Raw genomic sequence first — 20,567 nt, 5'->3', positions numbered from 1 at the left:
CCGCGCGAGAGTGAGGCCGGCGGGACTCGAACCCGCACTGGCTAGGACCTAAACCTAGTGCCTCTGCCAATTGGGCTACGGCCCCTCACGGGTCAGGATACCGATCCACACCGCCACGTGACGGGCAGGTCCCGTCCGACCGTTCCGCGACACGGGCAGCTCCACCACCCGTTGGTGCTGTGGTGTGATCTACGGTGTGCACAGCCAGAGTGCCCGAGCCGGGAGCCCCGCTCCCCGGGCGCGCGTACGCTCACCCGATGCCGAGACCCCGGCGAGTACGAGGAGGACAGGTGGCCCGCGATCCCGACGCCATCCAGCGCGACATCGAAAAGGCTCGTGAGGCGCTCGCAGCTTCGCTGGACGAGCTGGAAACCAAGGCCAACCCCACTCGCGCCGTCGAGGTGGGCAAAGCCACCGTGCGGGAGAAACTGGAGGACCCCCGGATCCGCTACGCGTTGATCGGTGCGGGCGCGCTGACGGCGGTTCTGGTGCTGCGCAAATTGCTGCGCTGAAGCTCCCTGCCGAGGCAAGCCGGCCGCGGTCCGACCGGCTTGCGGGCACGGGGGGACCGGCGGTTCGACGTCGCGAGGCGCCGGTACCCGAACGGGCGGCTCGTTCCGCGAGGAAGACTAAGGACTCCGGCGCAGCAGTGGCAGCAGTGCCTCGCGCAGCAGTCGCTCCACGAAGGGCTGGTCCAGTGGTTCCCCGGTCAGCATCAACCGGTGGATCAACGCGGCCCCGGCGAGCTCCACCACGGTGTCCACCGGGGCGTGCTCGCTCGTCTCACCCCGTTCCACGCCGCGGTCGATGATGCTGCGCAGCACGTCGCGCTGCGGCAGCAGGAAGGAGTCCCGGAAGGCGGCGGCGAGCTCCGGCTCGTGCGGCAGCTCGCCGACGAGTGCCTGCGCGCCCTTGCCGACCGGGCCGCTGAGGAACTCCGCGAACGCGCTGAGGAACTCGCGCAGATCGTTTTCCATCGAGCCGTTGTCCGGTTGCGGAATGTTCCGTCGCGCCAGCTGGGTGCAGGTGTCGATGACCAGTTCGAGTTTGGACTCCCAGCGGCGGTAGATGGTGGCTTTGCCCGCCCGCGCCTGAGCTGCCACCGCGTCCATGGTCAACGCGCGGTAGCCGACCTCGGCCAGCACCTCGAGGGCGGCGTCGCGCAGCGCGGCGTCGCGGGTGGCGTCACGCGGTCTGCCCCGCGCCGGGGTGGCTCCCGCGTCCTGGGCGCGGCTGCCACCCACGGGATGCTCGGCTTCCCAATCGTGGTCGATCGGTGTGTTCACGGGCCGTCATCCTAGTAGTAGGGCTTCGCCGGCCCGGCTCGCCGCCGTGGTGCACCGAGAACACCGGCCGGGTGACGCCGATGAGCCTCGTTCGGTCCGAGCCCGACCATTCAGCCGGGATAGCCACCGGGATGCTGCTGCGCCGCCGCGGCGGCCGCCTGCTGGGCGGCCGCGCGGGTGGCCTCATCGGACAGTCCGTGCCGGGCCTGTAAGTAGGCGATGCTGAAGGCGAAACCGTCGCCGTCCAGTAAGTGGATGACCACGCGTCCGGCCGAATTGGGCGCCAGCTGCTCGATCAGCTGGTCCGCCTGGACCCTTGCCGCGATCAGTCCCGGCGCACGCGCGCTGCGCGATTCCCAGTCGGAAGAGACGTGCACCACCCAATCGTCCCCGTCGGGCAGGTAATTGGCTGTGATGTGCCCTTGAGCCATGATGCCTCCGCGTCCAGCATGCTCAATCATCGCCGTGAACTCGCGCGTTCCGGCCGAAGGGCGGCCGCATTGGGCGTGGATCGGCACGGTCACTCACGCGTGGTCATTGACTCTACGGGTTATCCCCCGTTCAGGTCTTCCGGGCGGTCGATATCGAAAGCCTCGGCGACGTCCTCACAAGCCACGAGCGCTACTTCGTGGGATCGCAGGTAGTCCCGCGCTCCTCGGTCTCCCCGAGCGGCGTCGCGTACTCCGTCCCAGTGCAGCCTGCCCAACAGCACCGGATGGCCGCGCTCGCCGCGGTAACTCGCGGCCGCGAGCGCGTCCGGAGCGGCGTATTCCGACACCCGCCGCGCAGCGAATTCGGTAATTCCCGGCATGTCCACCGGAAGAATGAGAGCGCTCGTCACATCGGAATAGTGCTCCGAATCGCGCAGTGTCGCCAGTCCCGTACGCAACGACGAGCCCATTCCGCCGCGCCAGTCCGGATTGGTCACCGGCACCGAGCCGGCGAGCTCGGCGGTTTCCGTGATCCGCTCGGCCGCGGCGCCGAGCACCACGAGCACCGGTTCGCACCCCGCCGCGCGCAGGACGGACACGGCCCGCTCCACCAGCAGCGAGCCGTGATGGCGAACCAGAGCCTTGGGCATGCCGAACCTGCGGCCCTCGCCCGCCGCCAGCACCACGCCAGCCACCCGTTCAGGCAACGTGGATCGGTCCGCTGGTGTGCGTCAACGGGTGCGCACTGCCGTGGTTTCGCAGTGCCACGATCTCCGCCGCGATGGCGACCGCCGTTTCCTCGGGAGTCCGCCCACCGAGGTCGAGCCCGATGGGAGCGCGCAGTCGTGCCAGCTCCGATGCGGTCAGTCCCGCCGCGCGCAACCGATCCACGCGATCGGCATGGGTGCGACGTGAGCCGAGCGCACCGACATAGCCCGCGGGACCACGCAGCGCCTCCCGGAGCACCGGTACGTCGAACTTCGCGTCGTGGGTGAGCACGCAGACAACGCTACGTCGATCCGTGGCGATCTCGGCCAGGTACTCGTGCGGCCAGCGCACCACCACCTCGTCCGCCTCCGGGAACCGTCGCCGCGTGGCGAACACCGGACGGGCGTCGCACACCGTCACGTGATAGCCGAGGAACTTGCCCATCCGTGCCAGCGCGGCGGCGTGGTCGATGGCACCGAACACCAGCATGCGCGGTGGGGTGTTCCACGACTCGACGAACACGGGGTGCTCGTGCCCACCGGGAACGCACAACTGTCCGATTCCGGAGGTGTTCCGGTCGAGCATCGCCCGGGCCTCGGCCACCACGGTCTCGTCCAGCTCGGCGTCACCGGTGCCGCCCACGTGCTCGTCGACTCCCACCGCCAGTGTCCGCCCGGTGTCGAGCACCCGCGCCACCGCGACGGGCAGACCACGTCGGGCCGAGCGCAGCGCCCAGGACAGTGCCGCGCCCGTGCCGCCCGTTCCCGTCGCTGCCGAGTCGAATCCCGTGCCGGGGTCGCGTCCCGTGCCGGGCTCGACCGGATGCAGGTATACGTCCAGCTGTCCGCCGCAGGTGAGCCCCACCGCGAACGGGTCGTCCGGATCCGGGTCGAACGAGGTCCGCACCGGTTCACCGTCGGCCAGCGCTTCGAGGGCCAGCGAGTGCACCGCCCCCTCCACGCAGCCGCCCGAGAGGCTGCCCAGCACCGTCCCGTCGGCGTGCACGGCGGCGGTCGCGCCCACATCGCGGGGCGCGCTGCCGCGCACTCCCACGATCGAGGCGATCGCGAACCGTTCACCCGCTTCCAACCATCGCAGCAGTTCGTCGCCGATCTCGCGCATACCAGCCACCTCTCAAGCGGATCGAAAGCGGGCGAACCCGGGGCGAAGGACCTCGTCGAACCCTCCGGCCGTGCCGACCTCACTCACACCGACTCGGTCACACCGGCCTCGCCCGGCGGCGAGTTCACGCGAAATCGCCGCCGGCGGGGACCGGGGAACCCCGGCGCGTGCGCGGCTCCTCGTGAATGCTCAGGAGACGCCGAACACGGCCTTTACCCCCTCGATCCCGAAATAGATCGCGAAGATCAGCGACAGCACGCTGAGCAGCCAGCCGATCTCCTTGGCACGTCCCTTGCAGATCTTGATCGCGCAGTAGGAGATCAGTCCCGCACCCACGCCGTTGGTGATCGAGTAGGTGAACGGGATGATCGCCACGGTCAGAAACACCGGGATCACGAAGTCCTCGTCGTGCCACGGAATGTTGCGCACCTGCGCCATCATCATCCCGCCGACCAGGACCAGGGCGGGAGCCGCCGCCTGCGCCGGAACCACCGCGGCCAGCGGGGTGAACAGCATGGTGGCCGCGAACAGCACGCCGGTCACCACGCTGGCCAGACCGGTACGGGCTCCCTCCGCCACTCCGGCCGCCGACTCCAGGAAGACCGTGTTCGGGGAGGAACCGGTGACACCGCCGCCCACCGCGCCGATGCCGTCGACCAGCAGGATGCGGCCCATCCCCTGAACCTTGCCCTCCGAGCTGGTCAGCCCGGCCTCACTGCTGACGCTGGTGATGGTGCCCATCGCGTCGAAGAAGCCCGACAGCACCAGTGTGAACAGGAACACCACGGCGGCGATCACGCCCGCGTTCACGAACCCGCCGAACAGGTCGATGTTGCCGAACAACCCGAAGTCGGGAGTGGCCACCAGGCTCGACGGCAGGTCGGGCGTGGTACGCCCCCACTGCTCGGCTGGCACGTTGAACACGGCGTTGACCAGGACCGACAGCAGCGTTCCGGTCACGATGCTGATCAGGATCGCACCGGGCACCTTCCGGGCGACCAGCACCACCATCAGCAGCAGGGTCAGGCAGAACAGCCCCAGCGGCCAACCGACCAGGTGCCCGCTCGGTCCCAGCTGTACCGGGACATCGGTGTTGGCCGCATCGGGCTGCCTGGTGACGAACCCGGCGCTGACCAGCCCCACCAGCGCGATGTAGAGACCGATACCCACCGTCAGCGCGGTCTTGAGCGCCGGCGGAATCGAGTTGATGATCCGTTCCCGTACCCCGCTGATCGCCATCAGCACGATGCACACACCTTCGAGCACCACCAGCCCCATGGCCTGTGCCCAGGTCATCTCCGGCGCGACCGTGAAGGCCACCACCGGTATCACACCGAGTCCGGCCGCCATCGCCAGCGGCGCGTTGCCGACCACACCCATCAGGACGGTCATCAGCCCGGCACACAGCGCCGTGGCGGTGGTGAGCTCGGTGTTACTCAGACTCGCACCCGTGATGTCCTCGGAGGAACCGAGAATCAGCGGGTTGAGCAGGACGATGTAGGACATCGCCACGAATGTCGTGATCCCGCCCCGCACCTCGCGGGACATACTGGAACCGCGCCGGGTGATCCGGAAGTACCGGTCGATCGGTGAGCGCGGCTCGGGCTCGGGGGCCGGATCCGTGTCCGTCGAATCCGGTCTCAGCTGGGTCATGCGTCCTCCCATGCCGGTGGGCGCCCCCGGCCCGTGCCTTCGGCGACGGCTTTCGGGCCGGACTGGTCCTCGGGCCGTGAACAGCACTGTGTCCGGCCCGATCAGGGGCGTTTGATGAGTTACGAATGTTTCGAGCACGGCGGTTGACGCCTTGCTGCGGGGGGCTGGAACGCGCACCGTGGCGCACTCCTCGCTCCGTACCCACGACAGCGGTCGCGACCCGGTCGTCGCGAACCGCCGCCGCCGTGAAACGGCACCGACAGCGTAAACGGAGCCGTCAGTACTCGACGCGGTCGGCCTTGTTCTGCCAGGCGTCGAAGGGTTCGGTCCGGTTCGCGGTGTCGAGGCGCCGTACCGGCGTCGGCCACACCGCGTCGGGATCGGAGAACAGTTCGTAGAAGGCCCGGTCGTCGAAGCCCGCGACCGCGGCGTCGTGGCGGTCGGCCGCGAAGCCGATCCGGTCCACCCTGCTCCACAGCGCGGAGGCCAGGCACATCGGGCACGGCTCGCACGAGGAGATCAGCACGCAGCCGTCCAGCCGGAAGCTGTTCAGGTTGCGACAGGCGTTGCGGATGGCGGTGACCTCGGCGTGGGCGGTGGGATCGAGATCGGTGGTCACCATGTTCGTGCCGGTCGCGACGATCTCCTCACCACGACCGATCACGGCACCGAACGGACCGCCGCCGTTCGCCACGCTGTCGGTGGCCAGCCGGATCGCTTCCCGCATCCACTCCTCGGCTCGTGACGGGAGTGCGTCCACGGTCTGCTGTGCGGACAAGACTGTTCCTTTCCTGGTGCGGACGGTTGGGGCGGACCCGAGTGGGTTCCGGCGCGGCGCGCGGAGCACGACTCGTTCGGAGGCGTCGCGCAGGTCTCCGCCCGGGTCCGCGGTAGCGGCGTCCCGAGCGGGCCCGTGGTTCGCCGGAGCCCGCTCGGGCGGCGACTCAGCCGATGATGTGCTCGGGACCGACCGGCACGTGGGTGAGCTCCTTACCGGTGGCGGCACGGATCGCGGCCACGATCGCCGGGGTGGAGGAGATCGTGGGTGGTTCCCCGACGCCCCGCACGCCGTACGGGGCGTTCGGATCGCCCCGCTCGATGACGTCGACGTTCATCGGCGGCATGTCGAGGATGGTCGGGATCAGGTAGTCGGTGAACGAGGGATTGCGGATCTTGCCCTCGCCGACCTGGATCTCCTCCATGACCGCGAGACCGAGTCCCTGCGCCGAGCCGCCCTGGATCTGCCCCACCACCGACTCGGGGTTGATCGCCTTGCCGACGTCCTGCGAGCAGTCCAACTGCACCACTTTGACCAGTCCCAGTTCCGTGTCCACGTCGACCACGGCACGGTGGGCCGAGAAGGCGTGCTGCACCTGCGCGCGCTCGCTGTGTCCCTGCTCGTCGAGCGGGAACGTCTCGCGGTGGTGGTACTCCCTGGTCTCCTCGACGACCTCGGAGCCGAGAACCTCGGCGATGTCGGCCAGCACACCCGAACTCGCCGAAACGACCTTCCCACCGGCCAGCGACAACTCCGATGGCGGCTCGCCGTACCGCTCCGCGGTGAGCGCCAGCAGCCGTTCCCGCACGGCCCGGCACGCCGCCTGCACCGCACCACCGGTCACGTAGGTCTGCCGGGATGCGGAGCTGGAACCGGCCGGTCCCACGCTGGTGTCGTTCGGGTGGATGTTCACCCGTTCCACACCCAGCTCGCTGCGGGTGATCTGCTGCTGCACCGTGACCACGCCCTGGCCGACCTCGGCAGCGGCGGTGTGCACCATCGCGAGCGGCTCACCGGCCACGACCTGCAACCGCACCCGGGCGGTGGAGAAGTCGTCGGCACCCTCCGCGTAGCAGATGTTCTTGATGCACACGCCGTAGCCCACACCGCGCACCACCCCTTCGCCGTGGGTGGTGTTGGAGGCCCCACCGGGCAGGTCACGGATGTCGGGCGCGGTGTCGGGCTGCTGCGCCTCCGGCAACGGCAGGTCACGCACCCGGCGCAGCAGCTCCGCCACCGGTGCCGGGTAGTCCAGCACCTGACCGGTCGGGGTGGTGTCGCCCCGGCTGATCGCGTTGCGGACGCGCAGTTCCACCGGATCCATGCCGAGCTTCGCCGCGAGCCGGTCCATCTGCGACTCGTAGGCGAAGGCCGGCTGCACGGCTCCCAACCCGCGCATCGCACCGCAGGGCGGGTTGTTGGTGTACATGCCCCAGCCCTGGATCGACACGTTGGCCACGTCGTAGGGCCCGACCCCCAGCGTGGTGCCGTTGCCCACCACCACCGGGGTCTTGGAGGCGTAGGCACCCCCGTCGAAGTAGAGCTGGGCGCGGACGTACACCAGATCGCCGTCCTCGGTGGCCCCGTGCTCGTAGTACATCCTCGCCGGGTGGCGATGCACGTGGCCGAAGAAGGACTCCTCCCGGTCGTAGACGATCTTGACCGGTCTGCCGGTGCGCAGCGCGAGCATGCAGACGTGCACCTGCATGGACAGGTCCTCCCTGCCGCCGAACGCGCCTCCCACACCGGACATGGTCATCCGCACCAGCTCCGGGTCCAGGTCCAGCGCCGCCGCAGTCTGCTTGCGGTCACTGTGCAGGTCCTGCGTCGCCAGGTACAGGTCCACCCCGCCGTCCTCGGCGGGGATGGCCAGCCCGGATTCGGGACCGAGGAACGCCTGGTCCTGCATACCGACGGTGTAGGTGCCCGAGACCACGACATCGGCCGTCGCGTCGGGATCTCCCTTGACGATCGGCTGGTACCGCACCGTGTTGCCGCCGGGGTGCACCTTCGGCACCGACTCGTCCCGGGCCGCCAGCTCGGCGTCGACCACCGGTTCCAGCACCTCGTAGTCGACCTCGACCAGATCCAGCGCACGCCGTGCGGTCTCCGGGTGATCCGCCGCCACCAGCGCCACCGCCTCACCGCGGTACCGCACCGCGTCCTCGGCGAGCACCGGCTGGTCGATGTCCTTGAGACCGTAGAGATTCCGCCCCGGCACGTCCGCCGCGGTCAGCACCGTGTGAACGCCCGGTGCGCGCAGCGCCGGACCGATGTCGATGGAGCGGATCCGTGCCGAGGGGTGCGGGCTGCGCAGGGTGGCTCCCCAGAGCATGTTCTCCGCCCACAGGTCCGAGGAGTAGGCGAAGTCCCCGCGCACCTTCAGCGTCCCGTCCGGACGCAGCGGTGACTCGCCGACCCCTCCCGCGATGGCGTCGTCGAGGTCCTGGGGGCGATGTGCCGGTGCGTGTGTATTGCTCATCGGGCCACCTCTTCCGGAGTGTGTCGTGCCGACCGGTCTCGACGTGCGGCTGTCACGGAGCGTGGGACAGCCGGGCGGGGAACCCGCGGAGGTGTCGAACTCATCCGACCCCCTTGGCGGCGATGCCCGAACAGCTCCGGCGCAGCTCCGCTGTGAGGTCGCGCTCCGACTCCCGCGTCAACCGGGAGTCGGCGACGACGGTCTCGCCGCCGCACAGCAACCCGCGCAGCTTCGGCAGCGGTCCGAGCGCCAGCGCGGCGACCGGATCGCCGATTCCCGCGTGGCCCAGGCCGTCGAGGTCCCACAGCGCGATGTCGGCGAGCTTGCCGGGCTCCAGCGAACCCAACTCGTCCTCCCGGCCCAGACAACGCGCTCCACCACGGGTTCCCATCCACAGCGCGTCACGAACCGACAATGCGTCCGGTCCGTACCGCGCCCTGCCGAGCAGCAGCGCCTGACGCAGTTCGTCACCGAGCCGCCCCGACTCGTTGGAGGCCACCCCGTCGATACCGAGACCGACCGGGGCGTTGTGGTCCAGCAGGGGACGCACCGGAGCGGTTCCGGCCCCGAGCCGTCCGTTCGAGCTCGGACAGTGCGCCACCCCGGTTCCGGTGTCACCCAACCGCGCGATGTCGCGCTCGGAGAGGTGCACGCCGTGCGCCAGCCAGACGTCCTCACCCAGCCAACCGAGCCGCTCGGCGTACTCGACCGGATCGCAGCCGAATTCCCGATCGCAGCGTTCGAGCTCGTCGATCGTCTCCGCGAGGTGGGTGTGCAGCCGCACCCCGTGTCGCCGGGCCAGTTCGGCGGACGAGCGCATCAGTTCGCCGCTGACCGAGAACGGGGAGCAGGGGCCCACGGCCACCCGCACCCGGGAGTCGAAGGCCGGGTCGTGGAACCGTCGGATCGCGTCCTCGGTTCCGCGCAACGCCGACTCGGTGTCCTCGACCGCCGAGTCCGGGGGCAGTCCCCCGGCGGACTGCCCCCGGTCCATCGAGCCGCGCACCGCGTGCAGCCGCACGCCGATGCGTTCGGCTCCGGACACCACGCCGCCGAGCACATCCCCACCCGTGTCGGGAAACACGTAGTGGTGATCGGCGACAGTGGTGCATCCCGACAACGCCGTCCAGCCCAGCCCCGCCGCGGCGGCGGAGCCGGTCAGCTCCTCGTCGATGCCCGCCCATACGGGGTAGAGCTCGGTGAGCCAGCCGAACAGCGTCGCGTCGACCGCGTAACCGCGTGTCGCCCACTGGTAGAGATGGTGATGCGTGTTGACCAGGCCAGGGGTGACCAGGCAACCGCTGCCGTCCACGCGGCGCACCGCTCCCGGCTGCGGCGGGGCCGCACCGGGCCCCACGGTGCTGATGCGGCCGTCCTCGATCACCACGTGGCCCTCGGCGTACTCGGTTCCCGTGGCCGATGTGTTCGGGTCCGGTGCGTCGACGGTGACCACGGCCGCACCCTCGATCACGGTGCGGCTCGGTTGTCGTCGCGCGTCGCTGCCACTCGTTCCGGTGCTGCCACTCGTTCCCGGGCCGTGGTTCATTCCCGGTCACCTCCGGTGGAGTCGGAGATGCCCGTGCCCGCGTTCCGCTCCGCAGCGGTGCGTACCGCGGCCATGATCTTCTCGTAACCGGTGCACCGGCACAGGTTCCCGGCCAGTGCCTCCCGGATCTCCGCGTCGGAGGGATCGGGCACCCGGTTGACCAGGTCGTCCGCCGCGACCAGCAGTCCGGGGGTGCAGAAGCCGCACTGCACCGCACCCTCGTCGATGAAGGCCCGCTGCACGGGGGCCAGCTCCTCCTCGTCGGCGAGACCCTCCACGGTCCCCACCTCGCGGTCCTGCGCCTGGCCCGCCGCCACCAGGCAGGCACAGACCGGAACCCGGTCGAGGTAGACCGTGCAGGAGCCGCACTCGCCCTGTTCGCAGGCGTTCTTGGAACCCGGGAGCCCGAGCCGTTCCCGCAGTACGTACAGCAGGCTCTCGCCTTCCCACACGTCGTCGGCGGTCATGTCGCGGCCGTTGACGTTCAGATTCAGGCGCATCGTTGCCTCCCGGAGAATTCGGTGTCGCCGCGGTACTCGTCCCATGCCCAGGACAGCGTGCGGCGCGCGAGCACGCGCAACGCGTGTGTGCGGTAGCCGGCCGTACCTCTTACGTCGTCGATCGGTGCCGCCGCGTGGGCCACCAGCTCGCCGAACCGCTCGGTGATCGAGTCGGGCAGCGGGCGCGGGTCGTCCCACTGGTCGGCGTCGGTCAGCGCCGCGGCCAGGAACGCCTCGGCCTCGGTCGCGGGGCGCGGGGTGGGGGCCGCCGAGCCCAGTCCGGTACCGACACCGCGCCGGTCCGGCCACAGCGCGACCGCGAAGGTGCACACGGCGATGACCATCGCGTTACGAGTACCGATCTTGGAGAACTGCTGCGGACCCGTGCTCACCGGCACGTGTACTGCCGCGACCAGCTCGTCCGGGGCCATGTCGGTGCGTTTCACCCCGGTGAAGAACTCGCCGATCGGGATCGTTCTGCTGCCGCGCACCGATTCCAGCTCGATCTCCGCGTTCGACGCCAGCAGCGGGGGATGTCCGTCGCCCGCCGGGGACGCCGACGCGAGGTTCCCGCCGAGCGTTCCCCGGTTCCGGATCTGCGGCGATCCCACGGTTCGGGCGGCCATGGCGAGCCCGGGCAGACTGGTACCCAGCTCGTCGATCAGTCGAGAGTAGGGCACGCCCGCGCCGATGCGCACCGACGCCACGCCGTCCCGCTCGGTTCGCGACCACTCCCGGAGCTGTTCGATGCGAGTCAGGTCGAGCAGCGTCTCCGGGCGCCGGTGGTCGAAGTTCAGTTCCACCATGACGTCGGTGCCGCCCGCGACGGGAGTCGCATCGGGGTGGTTGGCCTTTGCTTCGAGCGCTTCGCTCCAGCAGGCCGGTCGTAGGAAATCCACTGTGTTTCTCCAGATCACAACCTGAGATAGGCCGTTGGGATGTGAGTAAGTACACAGCCTGTCCACCCGAATTGACTAGCGGTGGAAAACATGAATCGAACCGCTGGTGAACGAGTGGTTTTCGTGCTTTCCTACAACCAACGGCCCGGTACGGGCTTGGCCTCCGAGTGCGTCGTCCGTGGGCAACGTAGCCGAGCACCGGCGCGGAGCGTGGAATTTCCCGTAATGATCGTGTTTCGGCGTGTGCCGCCCCTTGCAGCCGCCACCGCGGGCATGCCTAGGATCACCGGGTTCCGAACCGCCGCACGGCCGACTCGGACGAACGGACCGGTCCGGGGCGGAGCCTCCGGCGGATAACGGCGATTCCAGGAATTAGGTGCGTGCGTGCTTCTCGGTGATCTGTTGGACGATTCCCGGCTGGGGTTGACCCTGCTCACGGGAGGCGACCGGCTGGACCGGGGGGTGCGCGGGGTGTACGTCACCGACCTCATCGACCCCAGGCGTTACCTGCAGGGCGGTGAGCTGGTGCTCAGCGGTCTGGTGTGGCATCGGCACTCCACCGACTCCGAGGAGTTCGCGGCCGCGCTGTCCGACGCCGGAGTAGCGGCCCTGGTGGCCGGTACGGCACGGCTGGGAAGAGCACCGGCGGATCTCGTACGTGCCTGCGCCCGGCACGGTGTGCCGTTGTTCGAGCTCTCGGTCAACGTCAGTTTCAACACGCTTTTCGAACACGTGCTCGGCGCCGTCCGCAACGAACGGACTTCCGGCCGGGATCTGGTCACCGACGTGGCCGCGGGTGCCGATCTCCCGAGGGTGCTCGCCGCCGCCGCGTCCAAGCTGGGGAGCGACTGCTGGGTTTGTTCGGCGGTGGGGGCGACCGTGGCCGAACACGGCGAGTTGCCCGTCCCCGACCGCCGCACGCTCGTCCGCGAGTTCCTGCGCGCCGAGCGGCTTCCCAGAACGGTGGCCACCGAGCGGGGGGACGCCTATGTGCTCTGGCCGGTCAGTTCCGGAACCGAGTCACGTGCCGCCAGGTGGTTCCTCGTACTGCCCGCCGAGGAAGAGCAGCGGGACACGACGCGGGAGTCGGTGACCAACGAGCTCGCCACGGCGGTGGCGCTGCTGCGCAGCAGGCTCGACGAGGGACGCCAGGTCTCCGGTGGCCCGGTCGGCACCGCGCTGCGCGCGTTGCTGGAGGGCTCGGCCGGTTCCAGGGAGGTGGCGGGCAGGCTCGCCGAGGCGGGGTTGTCCGGTGAAGGAACGCTGTGCGTGGTGGCGTTGTCCATGAACGGGAGCTCGGAAGCCGCCGCGGACGTGCTGCGGGAGATCGCCGCCGCCACCGGTCTGCCCTCGGTCACCGCACCCGTGGAGACCGGTGCGCTGGCGGTGTTCGGTGAGCGGGCCGGTGGTCCGGTCGAACTGGCCGGGCTGGCCGGGTGGCTACGCGGCACGCTCGCCGACCTCGAACACGGTCCCACCTGGTTGGGGGTCAGCGTGGGAGTAAGCGACCTGGCCGATCCGAGCGGGTTGCGCGGTGCCGTCGAGGAGGCCCGCTACACCCGGCGACTCGCCGAACAGCGCCACGGCCGCTGCGGTATCGCCACCGCGGCCGATCTGGTCTCCCAGCAGGTTCTGCTCTCGGCGGTGCCCGACGAACTGCGACATTCCTACCGGCAGCGGTTGTTGGGGGGACTGCTCGCCTACGATCGCGACCACCAGTCGGACCTGGTCCACACGCTGCGGACGTTCCTGGAGTGCTCCGGATCCTGGTCGCGCTGTGCCCAGCGGTTGCACGTTCACGTGAACACGCTTCGTTACCGCATCCGGCGGGTGGAGGAGATAACCGGCCGTGATCTCGGGGATTTCCCCACCAGAGTGGACTTCTACCTGGCACTGCAGATCAACGGTTGATCGGTTCCGCCGAGCGGGCCGCGCGCGAGGGGCGGTGAGTTCCCGGCCCTCCCTCGGCGGGGTGAGCGAGGGCGGTCGTTGATGTGTCCGAAATCACCTTCGCGATGTCGATCGATGGCGCAAGAGTTCCGTTCCGGACCGTGATCCGAAGGGTCTTCGGACCGCCCAATGGGAACCACGATCCAATTGACGGGACACTGCCGAGTGAGTGAAACATCTCGGCTCCGGTGAACGATTCGCTGGATGGCCACGGGCCGTGTCAGTAGTCACAATCGGTTCCGCTGTCCGGGGGAAGCCTTGGGTGTGATTGGAAAATGCGCCGCCATCAGCGGTACCGTTTCTGGTCGGTGCAGGGCATTCCCCGCGGTTCGGTCCTCCTTGGGCCCCGTAACGGATCGGCCTGGCCGGATTGGTGTGTTCCACGCGACGGCCCGCCAACGGCCGAGAAACGGAGGTTTCGGGATTGACCGACCTGTCCGGCAGCCACGCTGTGACGGACCGCCCCGGTGGCGGCACCACTGTCGGGACGACCGTGAACGGGGCGTCCGCGGCCTCCGCCGCGGAGTCGGAACGTATCCGCCGCTTCCTCGACGAGGCGTGCCCCAGCACCCCGTGCCTGGCCGTGGACCTCGCCGTGGTGCGGAATCGTTTCTCGCGGCTGAGCGCGGAACTGCCCGGGGCGCGCATCTGCTACGCGGTCAAGGCCAATCCCGATCCCCGTGTCGTCGCCGAACTGGTCGGACTGGGGGCCTCCTTCGACGTCGCCAGCCCCGGAGAGATCGAGCTGTGCCTGCGCCAGGGTGCTCCGGCCCGGGCGATCTCCTACGGCAACACCATAAAAAAGCCCGCTGACATCGCTCTCGCGCATCAACGCGGAGTCCGGCTGTTCGCCACCGACAGCACGCCCGACCTGGAGAACATAGCCGCCTCGGCGCCCGGAGCAGGCGTGTTCTGCCGAATCGCGGTGGACAACACCGGTTCCCGGACACCCTTCGGGCGCAAGTTCGGCTGTTCACCCGCTACCGCGGTCCGGTTGCTGCGACGTGCACGTGAGCTGGGGCTCGTGCCGTACGGGGTGTCGTTCCACATCGGCTCGCAACAGCTCTCCTCCGAAGCCTGGGAACACGGGATCGCCGCCGCGGCCGAGGTGCTGCACGACCCCGACATGCCCGCCGACGCGGTTCGCATGGTCAACCTGGGCGGGGGGCTGCCCGCCACGTACACCCAGCCGACCCCGGAATTGTCCGAGTACACCGCCGTGATCGAGGACGCGCTGCGGCGCCACTTCGGCACCGTCCGCCCCGAGGTGCTGCTCGAACCCGGTCGCCACCTCGTGGGGGACGCGGGTGTGCTGCGCAGCGAGGTCGTGCTGGTCTCCGAGGACTCCGCGGGGCAGGGACGCTGGGTCTACCTGGACGCGGGACGCTACAACGGCCTGGCGGAAACCGAGGGTGAGGCGATCACCTACCGGCTGCGCACCAGCCGGGACGGGGACCCGCTCGCCCCGGTGGTCCTGGCCGGACCCACCTGCGACGGCGACGACGTGCTGTATCAGCACACCCGCTACGAACTTCCGAGCACACTGCGCGGTGGGGATACGGTCGACCTGCTCAGTGCCGGTGCCTACACCGCGAGTTACTCCTCGGTCTGTTTCAACGGATTCGAACCACTCACCACTTGTTGCTTCGACAGTGCCGAGACCACCGAACGAGCGTGACCGGCCGAGACGCGGTGCGGGGCTCGTTCGGGAAGTTTCCCAGTAGGAATCTGCGAAATGTTGGGAGGTCGATAGATGTCAATTGATGCCGGAACCCTGCAGCCTGTTGGTCTGTTCACCGGTCAGCACGTCCTCGCCGAACTCGAGGGCGTGGCCGCTGAGCTGCTCGACGACGAACAGTTCCTGACAGACGCGCTCAACAGCGCACTGGACCGTTCCCAGGCCACGGTGTGTGACGTGATCTCGAAACGATTCGATCCGCAGGGTGTGACGGTGCTCGCGCTCCTGTCGGAATCCCACGCTTCGTTGCACTCCTATCCGGAAAACGGTTCGATCTTCATCGATGTGTTCACTTGCGGAAACAGGGCGCAGCCGGAGCGCGCGGTGGATCTGCTCGCCGAGTCGCTGGGCCCGACGAATGTGAACTGCCGGACGATCCGGCGTGGTCATGAGTACGAAACAGGCCTCACGTGAACAGCGTGTGTTCGGCCGAGCTCATCCGAAGGAGCGGGAGTTGATCGAGCTCGACGGCAAGCAGTGGATCCAGGAGCCGCTGGGTGACGACATGCGGCGACTCTGGCGCGTCGACGAGGTGTTGTGGGAAGGCGACACCGCTTATCAGCACGTGGTGATCGGCCGTACCGGCCAGGGCGTCGCGTTGTTCTGCGACGACGATCGGCAGAGCACCGAGTTCTCGCAGCTGGTCTACCACGAGGCGATGATGGTGCCCGGCTTTCTGCTCGCGGAACAGCTTGAACGGGTGCTGATCGTCGGCTCCAGCGAGGGTGTGGCCAGCCGGATGGCCGTCAAGGCGGGCGCCGCGCGAGTGGACCACGTGGATATCGACAGTGAGTGCGTGCGCGTCTGTGCCGAGCACCTTCCGTACGGATACACCGCCGCCGAGCTCGCGGACCTGGAAGCGGGCAACGGTCCCATAAAGCTGCACTACACCGACGGGTGGAGTTTTCTCGACCAGGCCATCGGTGCGGGAGAACGCTACGACCTGGTGATCGTGGACCTCCCCGACGAACGGGCGGACGAGACCGACAGTCAGCACAACCGCCTGTACGGCGAGGAGTTCATCCGAAGGTGTCATGCCGTGCTGGCACCCGGAGGTGTGGTCGGTTTCCAGGCCGGGACACCGACGGTCTGGCGCAACACCACGCTCGTCCGGGCCTACAACCGATTCCGCACGGTGTTCGACACCGTCACCTACTTCGGTTCCGACGAGCACGAGTGGGCATTCCTGTTCGGCCGTGTCGAACAGCTGGACGATCCGGTCAACGTCATGCTCGACGCGATGCCGAAGAGCCAGTACGAACCGGCCACGATCGACGACGCGAGTCTGATCGGCCTGACGGTCCCGCCGTACTCGGTGCGCCACCAGGAGTGACGACTCGCGACACCGGCCGTGGAACGGGGCTCCGCGTCCGCGGTGGCGGGGCCCGCACACGGCCGGTGTCCGTCGAACGCCGCCACACCGGCTGCTGATCACCGGCGGCGCGGCCGGACGCGTCGGGATATCGGTCCGGCCCGTGGAGCCGGTTCGATCCCGATGCCGGTTCAACCCAGGTACGGGTGTTGCCCCGTACCGCTGCCCGCGTCCTCGTACTTGTTGAACCACTGGTCGAACGCGAGTCCTCTGGTGCGCAACCGTTGTTCGACGGCTTCTCCGGTTACCGGCTCCTCCGAGGCATCGGACCGCTCGGCAGTGATCGTCTCCACCGCGAACAGTTCCTCGTAGGCATTGTCGGGACACGCGTGAGCCGAGAACGACTCGAACAGCGGTGCGCTCTCATCCCAGCTCATCAGCTCCGTGGCCTCCAGCACCACGCGAGCCTCGTTGATGAACAGCCGCAGTGCCAACGCCTCCGCCACACAGCGCGGTGGTTGCCAGCGAGTGCCCGTCAGTCGGGTGGCCACGGCCGCGGAGCACAACAGCAGTGAGCGCGTGAAACGCGCGTCGTAGTTGTGCTGGTAGCACGGCGGAAGCTCCTCCAGTACCAGCAGCCCCACCGCGCCGTCCGCCGTGGCGTCGTTGACCGTAAGCGCCAGCTCGTCGTAGAAGAGCTCGTCGGTCACGACACTGACCGCGTGAATCAGCGCGCCTGCCGCGAGGTTCGCCCGTTGCTCGTTGACCCCGCTCGCGTCGAAGGCGTTCGGCGCGAAGGCGCGCAGCCGGTCCGAGAGCTCGTGCAGCCGAATCCGCCAGTTCTCCGTCTCCGGCGATTCCGCGCCCGGGGAACGCGCTTCAGCCGTGGCGGCGGATCCGGTTCGCCAGGAGTCCGACTCCGGGAGGTCGGCCTGGTCGAACGCGTCCTCGACCTCGGCCTGCAACCGCTCATCGGCCTCGCTGAACTCACTACCGGGATGCTGTTCCGCCGCCGCGAGGCTCTCGTTGAACTCGTCCTCGGTGATCTTCACTTCGGAGTGCGTGAGCGTCCAGTGCTCCAGCACCTGGCTGTCCAGCAGGATTTCCCGCAGCACGTTGGCGGCGGCGTTCTCCGCGGCCGACAGTGAGGGAGCATCAACCGCGAGCATCACGGTCGACCCGTCCGGACCGACCTCGATCCGGTAGTCCAGCACGTCGATGTCTTCCTCCTCGGGGCCCGCCACCCCTTCGACTCGACCGAGCTGGTGATCGAGTACCGACACCACCCCCTCCTGTTGTAGTGGGTCGAGTTTCGAGATGTCCACCGGAGGCCGTAGCCCCGCGGTCACTACATAGTCCACCGCGTCTCGTCCTCTTTCCGACTCGTTGCCGGGCATGGTACGTCCCGGCAACCGGCGGGTCGTGTACGACGCGCCAGCGCCCCTCGCCGCTCCGTTCAACCGGCGGGACGGTCATTATGGCCCCGTGACGATGGTGACGGTATTCGGTAGTTGCAACATGGATCTGGTCGCCTACGTGGCGACACCACCACGCAGGGGAGAGACGGTGCACGGTCGTGCGTTCAGCACCGTCCCCGGCGGCAAGGGGGCCAACCAGGCGATAGCCGCCGCGAGAGCCGCCGCGAACACCCGGTTTCTCGGTGCGGTCGGTGACGACGGGTTCGGCAGTCGGATCCGTGCCGAGCTGGGCGACTCGGGAGTCGACACGGCGGGGCTGCGGACGGTGGAGGGACACAGCGGTACCGCGCACATCGTGGTCGACGACGACGGTGGAAACTCGATCATCGTCGTGGGAGGTGCCAACGACACGGTTGATCGACTGCACGACGGTGACGCGGAGGCGATCGCCGACTCCGACTGTCTGCTGTTGCAGTTGGAGACCCCGCTGCGGGGAGCTTCGGAGGCCGCCGAGGTGGCCGCCCGCAACGGAGTGCGCGTGATCCTGACACCCGCCCCGGCGGAGCCGGTGCCGGAGTCGCTGTTGTCGAACGTGGACCTGTTGGTGCCGAACGAGCACGAAGCAGCCGTTCTCACCGGTGAGTCGGATCCGGAACGAGCCCTGCCCGCGTTGCTGGAGAGCGTTCCGGAGGTCGTGGTGACCCTGGGAGCCCAGGGGGTGTGCTACGGAAATCGAGCGGGCGAGCGCGTCAGGATGCCCGCGTTCTCGGTGCGGGCGGTGGACACCACGGCTGCGGGGGACACCTTCGTCGGTGTGCTGGCGGCGGCGTTGGCCAGCGGCACGGATATCACCCGGGCATTGCGGCGTGGCTCCGCGGCAGCGGCGTTGTCGATACAACGAAAGGGCGCGAGCGGATCGATGCCGGTGGAGGACGATATTCACGAATTTTTGGAGCGGGCCACCGATTGAACGAAAAACGATCACATTTGGCGTGCTTTCGTGCACGCAATGTTTTCGGCGGCCGGCCTCCCCGGCGGGCGGGGACCACTCGTGTCACCCCGCCCGCCCGGGCACTACAGCCGGATCACTGTGCTTTGTCGTAGGCCTCGACGATCTCCGCGGGAATCCGGCCACGATCGGAAACCTGCATACCCTGTTGGCGTGCCCATTCCCGAATGGCCTGATTCCGTTCGCGGTCGGCGGCTTTCGGTGCTTGTGAACCGCTGTTCGACTGGCGAGTTTTCCCGGCCTTGTTCGCCTTGCCGCTGCGCTTGCGGCCACCGACGCGACGGGCACTGGAAAGATAGGGAGCCAGCGCGTCGCGGAGTTCGGCAGCGTTTTCGGACGACAGGTCAATCGTGTAGTTCACACCATCCAGCGCGAACTCGACGGTCGACTCCGCTTCGGAACCGTCGACGTCGTCGACCAGTTGAACCGTTACCTTCTGCGCCACTGCTAACCCTCGATTCCGGATCGTTTTCGTCGGTCATCCACAGCTTACGACGAAGCGCGACAGTACAATAAACTAGCGTTGCTCTATTGTCGTGAACGGCCGATACGTGATGTTGTAGTGAGCTTCGCGTCACTGTTCGCGTTGTAGTGCTCTTCCTGGGTCAGCACAACACGGAGTACCGCGTTGCCCGCGTGAGGGGTTCCAGTACTATTGGTTTTTAGGAACCGACTACATGGGCGTGGGTGGTTTACGAGCGCGCATGAGGTTGTTCTATCGTGAGGAGGAGACAACGGCCCGACCGCGTGCTATAACGTAAGTGTCGGTCGGAGGTGTCTTACCGGCAAGTGTCGCGGAGCGAGACGGGGCACGTTCCCGAAACAGGTGATCATGGCCGAGCGGATTCAGGTCGAACTCGTCGACGACATCGACGGGTCCGAAGCGCAGCAGACAGTTACTTTCGCCATGGATGGCGTGAGCTATGAAATCGACCTGAGTGAACAGAATGCGCGAAACCTGCGTGAGCTGTTCGGGCCGTACATCAGGCAGGCACGCACGGCGCAGCAGCAGCAGAACAACAACCGGCGGCAGAGCCGAAAGCAGGAGCGGGAGGACCGGAAGACCCGGCAGGCCAACCGCAAGCTGACCGAGGAGATCCGCGGTGCGGCTCGACGCAGTCACGAGCGCTACCAGCAGGATCGCCAGGAGCAAGCGGCGGATCGGGCCGAATCGACGTCGCAGAGCGGGCAGTTCGACCAGAGCGGCCGGCTCGATCAGGAGACGTTGCTGGAACACCCGCTGTCCTTCGCGTCGGATGATTCCGGTCAGGTCGCCGGCGGACAAGCACCGGCGGAAGACGTCGAGGACACCGAGGACAGCCGTTTCCCCGCTGTTTCACTTCCGCAGTTCTCTTCCGCGAACGAGTGAGGCGGGCACGCTCGTTCGAGTAGTTCCGTACTAGTAGTGCATCGTGCTGGTGCGCTGCCTGGTCCTGTCGTGCCCGTGCGGCCGTGGCACTCGCTCGCCGATGCCGCTCGACTACCGGCGACGAAACGACCTCTCCACCCGGCGGTGCCGCCGCGGGCTCCTCGCGGCGGTCTTCTCGTGACGGGCCCCCGTGCGGCGGGGCTCGCTCGGCCGCCTCGACTCGCCGCCGGTGTGAACACGCCAGTCGACTCACACGGTGAGTGGAAACGGTTCGGCGTGACAGGGCACCGTTCGGGCCGTCTCCGGACGGCCCGAACGGTGCGGTGATGTCCGATCAGTCCTCCGCGCGATGGCGGCGACCGGTAC

General features: G+C 68.4%; 19 protein-coding genes and 1 tRNA gene. 7 read left to right on the top strand and 13 right to left on the bottom strand.

Annotated elements, in window-relative coordinates; translation table 11 throughout:
• Nucleotides 1-11: 11 nt before the first annotated feature.
• Nucleotides 12-85 (bottom strand) — tRNA-Leu (locus J2S53_RS09715).
• Between the two features lie 205 nt (nucleotides 86-290).
• On the opposite strand from J2S53_RS09715, the gene J2S53_RS09710 reads away from it, so the two are divergent.
• Entirely contained in the window at nucleotides 291-512 is a 222-nt protein-coding gene (locus J2S53_RS09710; protein WP_043578384.1) for a DUF3618 domain-containing protein, read from the top strand.
• Nucleotides 513-629: 117 nt separating this feature from the next.
• Here J2S53_RS09710 and J2S53_RS09705 read toward each other — a convergent pair whose 3' ends face one another.
• The 10 genes from J2S53_RS09705 to J2S53_RS09660 form a co-directional block, all read right to left on the bottom strand.
• Complete coding sequence (locus tag J2S53_RS09705) at nucleotides 630-1,244, bottom strand: TetR/AcrR family transcriptional regulator (protein ID WP_456242759.1); 615 nt, start codon at nucleotides 1,242-1,244, stop codon at nucleotides 630-632.
• Nucleotides 1,245-1,396: 152 nt separating this feature from the next.
• A complete protein-coding gene (locus J2S53_RS09700; protein WP_092978844.1) occupies nucleotides 1,397-1,717 on the bottom strand; it encodes a hypothetical protein in 321 nt (106 codons plus the stop codon).
• Between the two features lie 119 nt (nucleotides 1,718-1,836).
• On the bottom strand, nucleotides 1,837-2,412 hold the full coding sequence (locus J2S53_RS09695) for a nucleotidyltransferase family protein (protein ID WP_456240702.1): 576 nt from the start codon (nucleotides 2,410-2,412) through the stop codon (nucleotides 1,837-1,839).
• A gap of 4 nt (nucleotides 2,413-2,416) precedes the next feature.
• Complete coding sequence (locus J2S53_RS09690; RefSeq protein ID WP_456240701.1) at nucleotides 2,417-3,547, bottom strand: XdhC family protein; 1,131 nt, start codon at nucleotides 3,545-3,547, stop codon at nucleotides 2,417-2,419.
• 189 nt (nucleotides 3,548-3,736) lie between these two features.
• Nucleotides 3,737-5,200 (bottom strand): NCS2 family permease, encoded by a 1,464-nt coding sequence (locus J2S53_RS09685; protein ID WP_456240700.1) that lies wholly within the window; start codon nucleotides 5,198-5,200, stop codon nucleotides 3,737-3,739.
• Between the two features lie 277 nt (nucleotides 5,201-5,477).
• Entirely contained in the window at nucleotides 5,478-5,978 is a 501-nt protein-coding gene (locus J2S53_RS09680; protein ID WP_456240699.1) for a nucleoside deaminase, read from the bottom strand.
• 166 nt (nucleotides 5,979-6,144) lie between these two features.
• The gene (gene pucD, locus J2S53_RS09675) at nucleotides 6,145-8,460 is read right to left on the bottom strand and encodes a xanthine dehydrogenase subunit D (RefSeq protein ID WP_456240698.1); all 2,316 of its coding nucleotides are present in this window, start codon (nucleotides 8,458-8,460) and stop codon (nucleotides 6,145-6,147) included.
• A gap of 100 nt (nucleotides 8,461-8,560) precedes the next feature.
• Complete coding sequence (locus J2S53_RS09670) at nucleotides 8,561-10,006, bottom strand: 8-oxoguanine deaminase (protein WP_456240697.1); 1,446 nt, start codon at nucleotides 10,004-10,006, stop codon at nucleotides 8,561-8,563.
• Nucleotides 10,003-10,506 (bottom strand): (2Fe-2S)-binding protein, encoded by a 504-nt coding sequence (locus J2S53_RS09665; RefSeq protein ID WP_456240696.1) that lies wholly within the window; start codon nucleotides 10,504-10,506, stop codon nucleotides 10,003-10,005. The genes J2S53_RS09670 and J2S53_RS09665 overlap by 4 nt, the downstream gene beginning before the upstream one ends.
• Nucleotides 10,497-11,405, bottom strand: coding sequence for an FAD binding domain-containing protein (locus J2S53_RS09660; RefSeq protein WP_092978869.1), 909 nt, complete (start codon nucleotides 11,403-11,405; stop codon nucleotides 10,497-10,499). The genes J2S53_RS09665 and J2S53_RS09660 overlap by 10 nt, the downstream gene beginning before the upstream one ends.
• A gap of 384 nt (nucleotides 11,406-11,789) precedes the next feature.
• Here J2S53_RS09660 and J2S53_RS09655 point away from each other — a divergent pair, with 384 nt between their 5' ends.
• The 4 genes from J2S53_RS09655 (at nucleotide 11,790) to J2S53_RS09640 (ending at nucleotide 16,426) form a co-directional block, all read left to right on the top strand.
• On the top strand, nucleotides 11,790-13,316 hold the full coding sequence (locus J2S53_RS09655; RefSeq protein WP_456240695.1) for a PucR family transcriptional regulator: 1,527 nt from the start codon (nucleotides 11,790-11,792) through the stop codon (nucleotides 13,314-13,316).
• Between the two features lie 463 nt (nucleotides 13,317-13,779).
• The gene (locus J2S53_RS09650) at nucleotides 13,780-15,033 is read left to right on the top strand and encodes a type III PLP-dependent enzyme (protein ID WP_456240694.1); all 1,254 of its coding nucleotides are present in this window, start codon (nucleotides 13,780-13,782) and stop codon (nucleotides 15,031-15,033) included.
• Between the two features lie 75 nt (nucleotides 15,034-15,108).
• Nucleotides 15,109-15,507: an adenosylmethionine decarboxylase gene (speD, locus tag J2S53_RS09645; RefSeq protein WP_456240693.1), complete on the top strand. Its 399-nt coding sequence runs from the start codon at nucleotides 15,109-15,111 to the stop codon at nucleotides 15,505-15,507.
• Between the two features lie 40 nt (nucleotides 15,508-15,547).
• Nucleotides 15,548-16,426: a spermidine synthase gene (locus J2S53_RS09640; RefSeq protein WP_456240692.1), complete on the top strand. Its 879-nt coding sequence runs from the start codon at nucleotides 15,548-15,550 to the stop codon at nucleotides 16,424-16,426.
• 170 nt (nucleotides 16,427-16,596) lie between these two features.
• Here the strand turns inward: J2S53_RS09640 and J2S53_RS09635 are convergent, their stop codons facing one another.
• Nucleotides 16,597-17,802, bottom strand: a complete 1,206-nt coding sequence (locus J2S53_RS09635) for a hypothetical protein (protein ID WP_456240691.1) — start codon at nucleotides 17,800-17,802, stop codon at nucleotides 16,597-16,599.
• A 94-nt stretch (nucleotides 17,803-17,896) separates the two neighbouring features.
• Here J2S53_RS09635 and rbsK point away from each other — a divergent pair, with 94 nt between their 5' ends.
• On the top strand, nucleotides 17,897-18,793 hold the full coding sequence (gene rbsK / locus J2S53_RS09630; protein WP_456242758.1) for a ribokinase: 897 nt from the start codon (nucleotides 17,897-17,899) through the stop codon (nucleotides 18,791-18,793).
• Between the two features lie 115 nt (nucleotides 18,794-18,908).
• Here rbsK and J2S53_RS09625 read toward each other — a convergent pair whose 3' ends face one another.
• The gene (locus J2S53_RS09625) at nucleotides 18,909-19,277 is read right to left on the bottom strand and encodes a histone-like nucleoid-structuring protein Lsr2 (RefSeq protein ID WP_092929539.1); all 369 of its coding nucleotides are present in this window, start codon (nucleotides 19,275-19,277) and stop codon (nucleotides 18,909-18,911) included.
• A gap of 387 nt (nucleotides 19,278-19,664) precedes the next feature.
• On the opposite strand from J2S53_RS09625, the gene J2S53_RS09620 reads away from it, so the two are divergent.
• Complete coding sequence (locus J2S53_RS09620) at nucleotides 19,665-20,201, top strand: histone-like nucleoid-structuring protein Lsr2 (protein WP_456240690.1); 537 nt, start codon at nucleotides 19,665-19,667, stop codon at nucleotides 20,199-20,201.
• Nucleotides 20,202-20,567: the final 366 nt, after the last annotated feature.

It is taken from the genome of Actinopolyspora lacussalsi, assembly GCA_030803735.1.
In the GTDB taxonomy this organism is placed as follows: Bacteria; Actinomycetota; Actinomycetes; order Mycobacteriales; family Pseudonocardiaceae; genus Actinopolyspora; species Actinopolyspora lacussalsi.
This window is presented reverse-complemented; position numbering and strand designations above follow the sequence as displayed.

What these genes read in the sequence shown, in the direction of transcription:
- J2S53_RS09670 (WP_456240697.1), bottom strand. Translation starts at nt 10,006, where the DNA reads ATGAACCACGGCCCGGGAACGAGTGGCAGCACCGGAACGAGTGGCAGC.
- J2S53_RS09700 (WP_092978844.1), bottom strand. Translation starts at nt 1,717, where the DNA reads ATGGCTCAAGGGCACATCACAGCCAATTACCTGCCCGACGGGGACGAT.
- J2S53_RS09690 (WP_456240701.1), bottom strand. Translation starts at nt 3,547, where the DNA reads ATGCGCGAGATCGGCGACGAACTGCTGCGATGGTTGGAAGCGGGTGAA.
- pucD (WP_456240698.1), bottom strand. Translation starts at nt 8,460, where the DNA reads ATGAGCAATACACACGCACCGGCACATCGCCCCCAGGACCTCGACGAC.
- speD (WP_456240693.1), top strand. Translation starts at nt 15,109, where the DNA reads ATGTCAATTGATGCCGGAACCCTGCAGCCTGTTGGTCTGTTCACCGGT.
- rbsK (WP_456242758.1), top strand. Translation starts at nt 17,897, where the DNA reads ATGGTGACGGTATTCGGTAGTTGCAACATGGATCTGGTCGCCTACGTG.
- J2S53_RS09685 (WP_456240700.1), bottom strand. Translation starts at nt 5,200, where the DNA reads ATGACCCAGCTGAGACCGGATTCGACGGACACGGATCCGGCCCCCGAG.
- J2S53_RS09665 (WP_456240696.1), bottom strand. Translation starts at nt 10,506, where the DNA reads ATGCGCCTGAATCTGAACGTCAACGGCCGCGACATGACCGCCGACGAC.
- J2S53_RS09635 (WP_456240691.1), bottom strand. Translation starts at nt 17,802, where the DNA reads ATGCCCGGCAACGAGTCGGAAAGAGGACGAGACGCGGTGGACTATGTA.
- J2S53_RS09620 (WP_456240690.1), top strand. Translation starts at nt 19,665, where the DNA reads ATGGCCGAGCGGATTCAGGTCGAACTCGTCGACGACATCGACGGGTCC.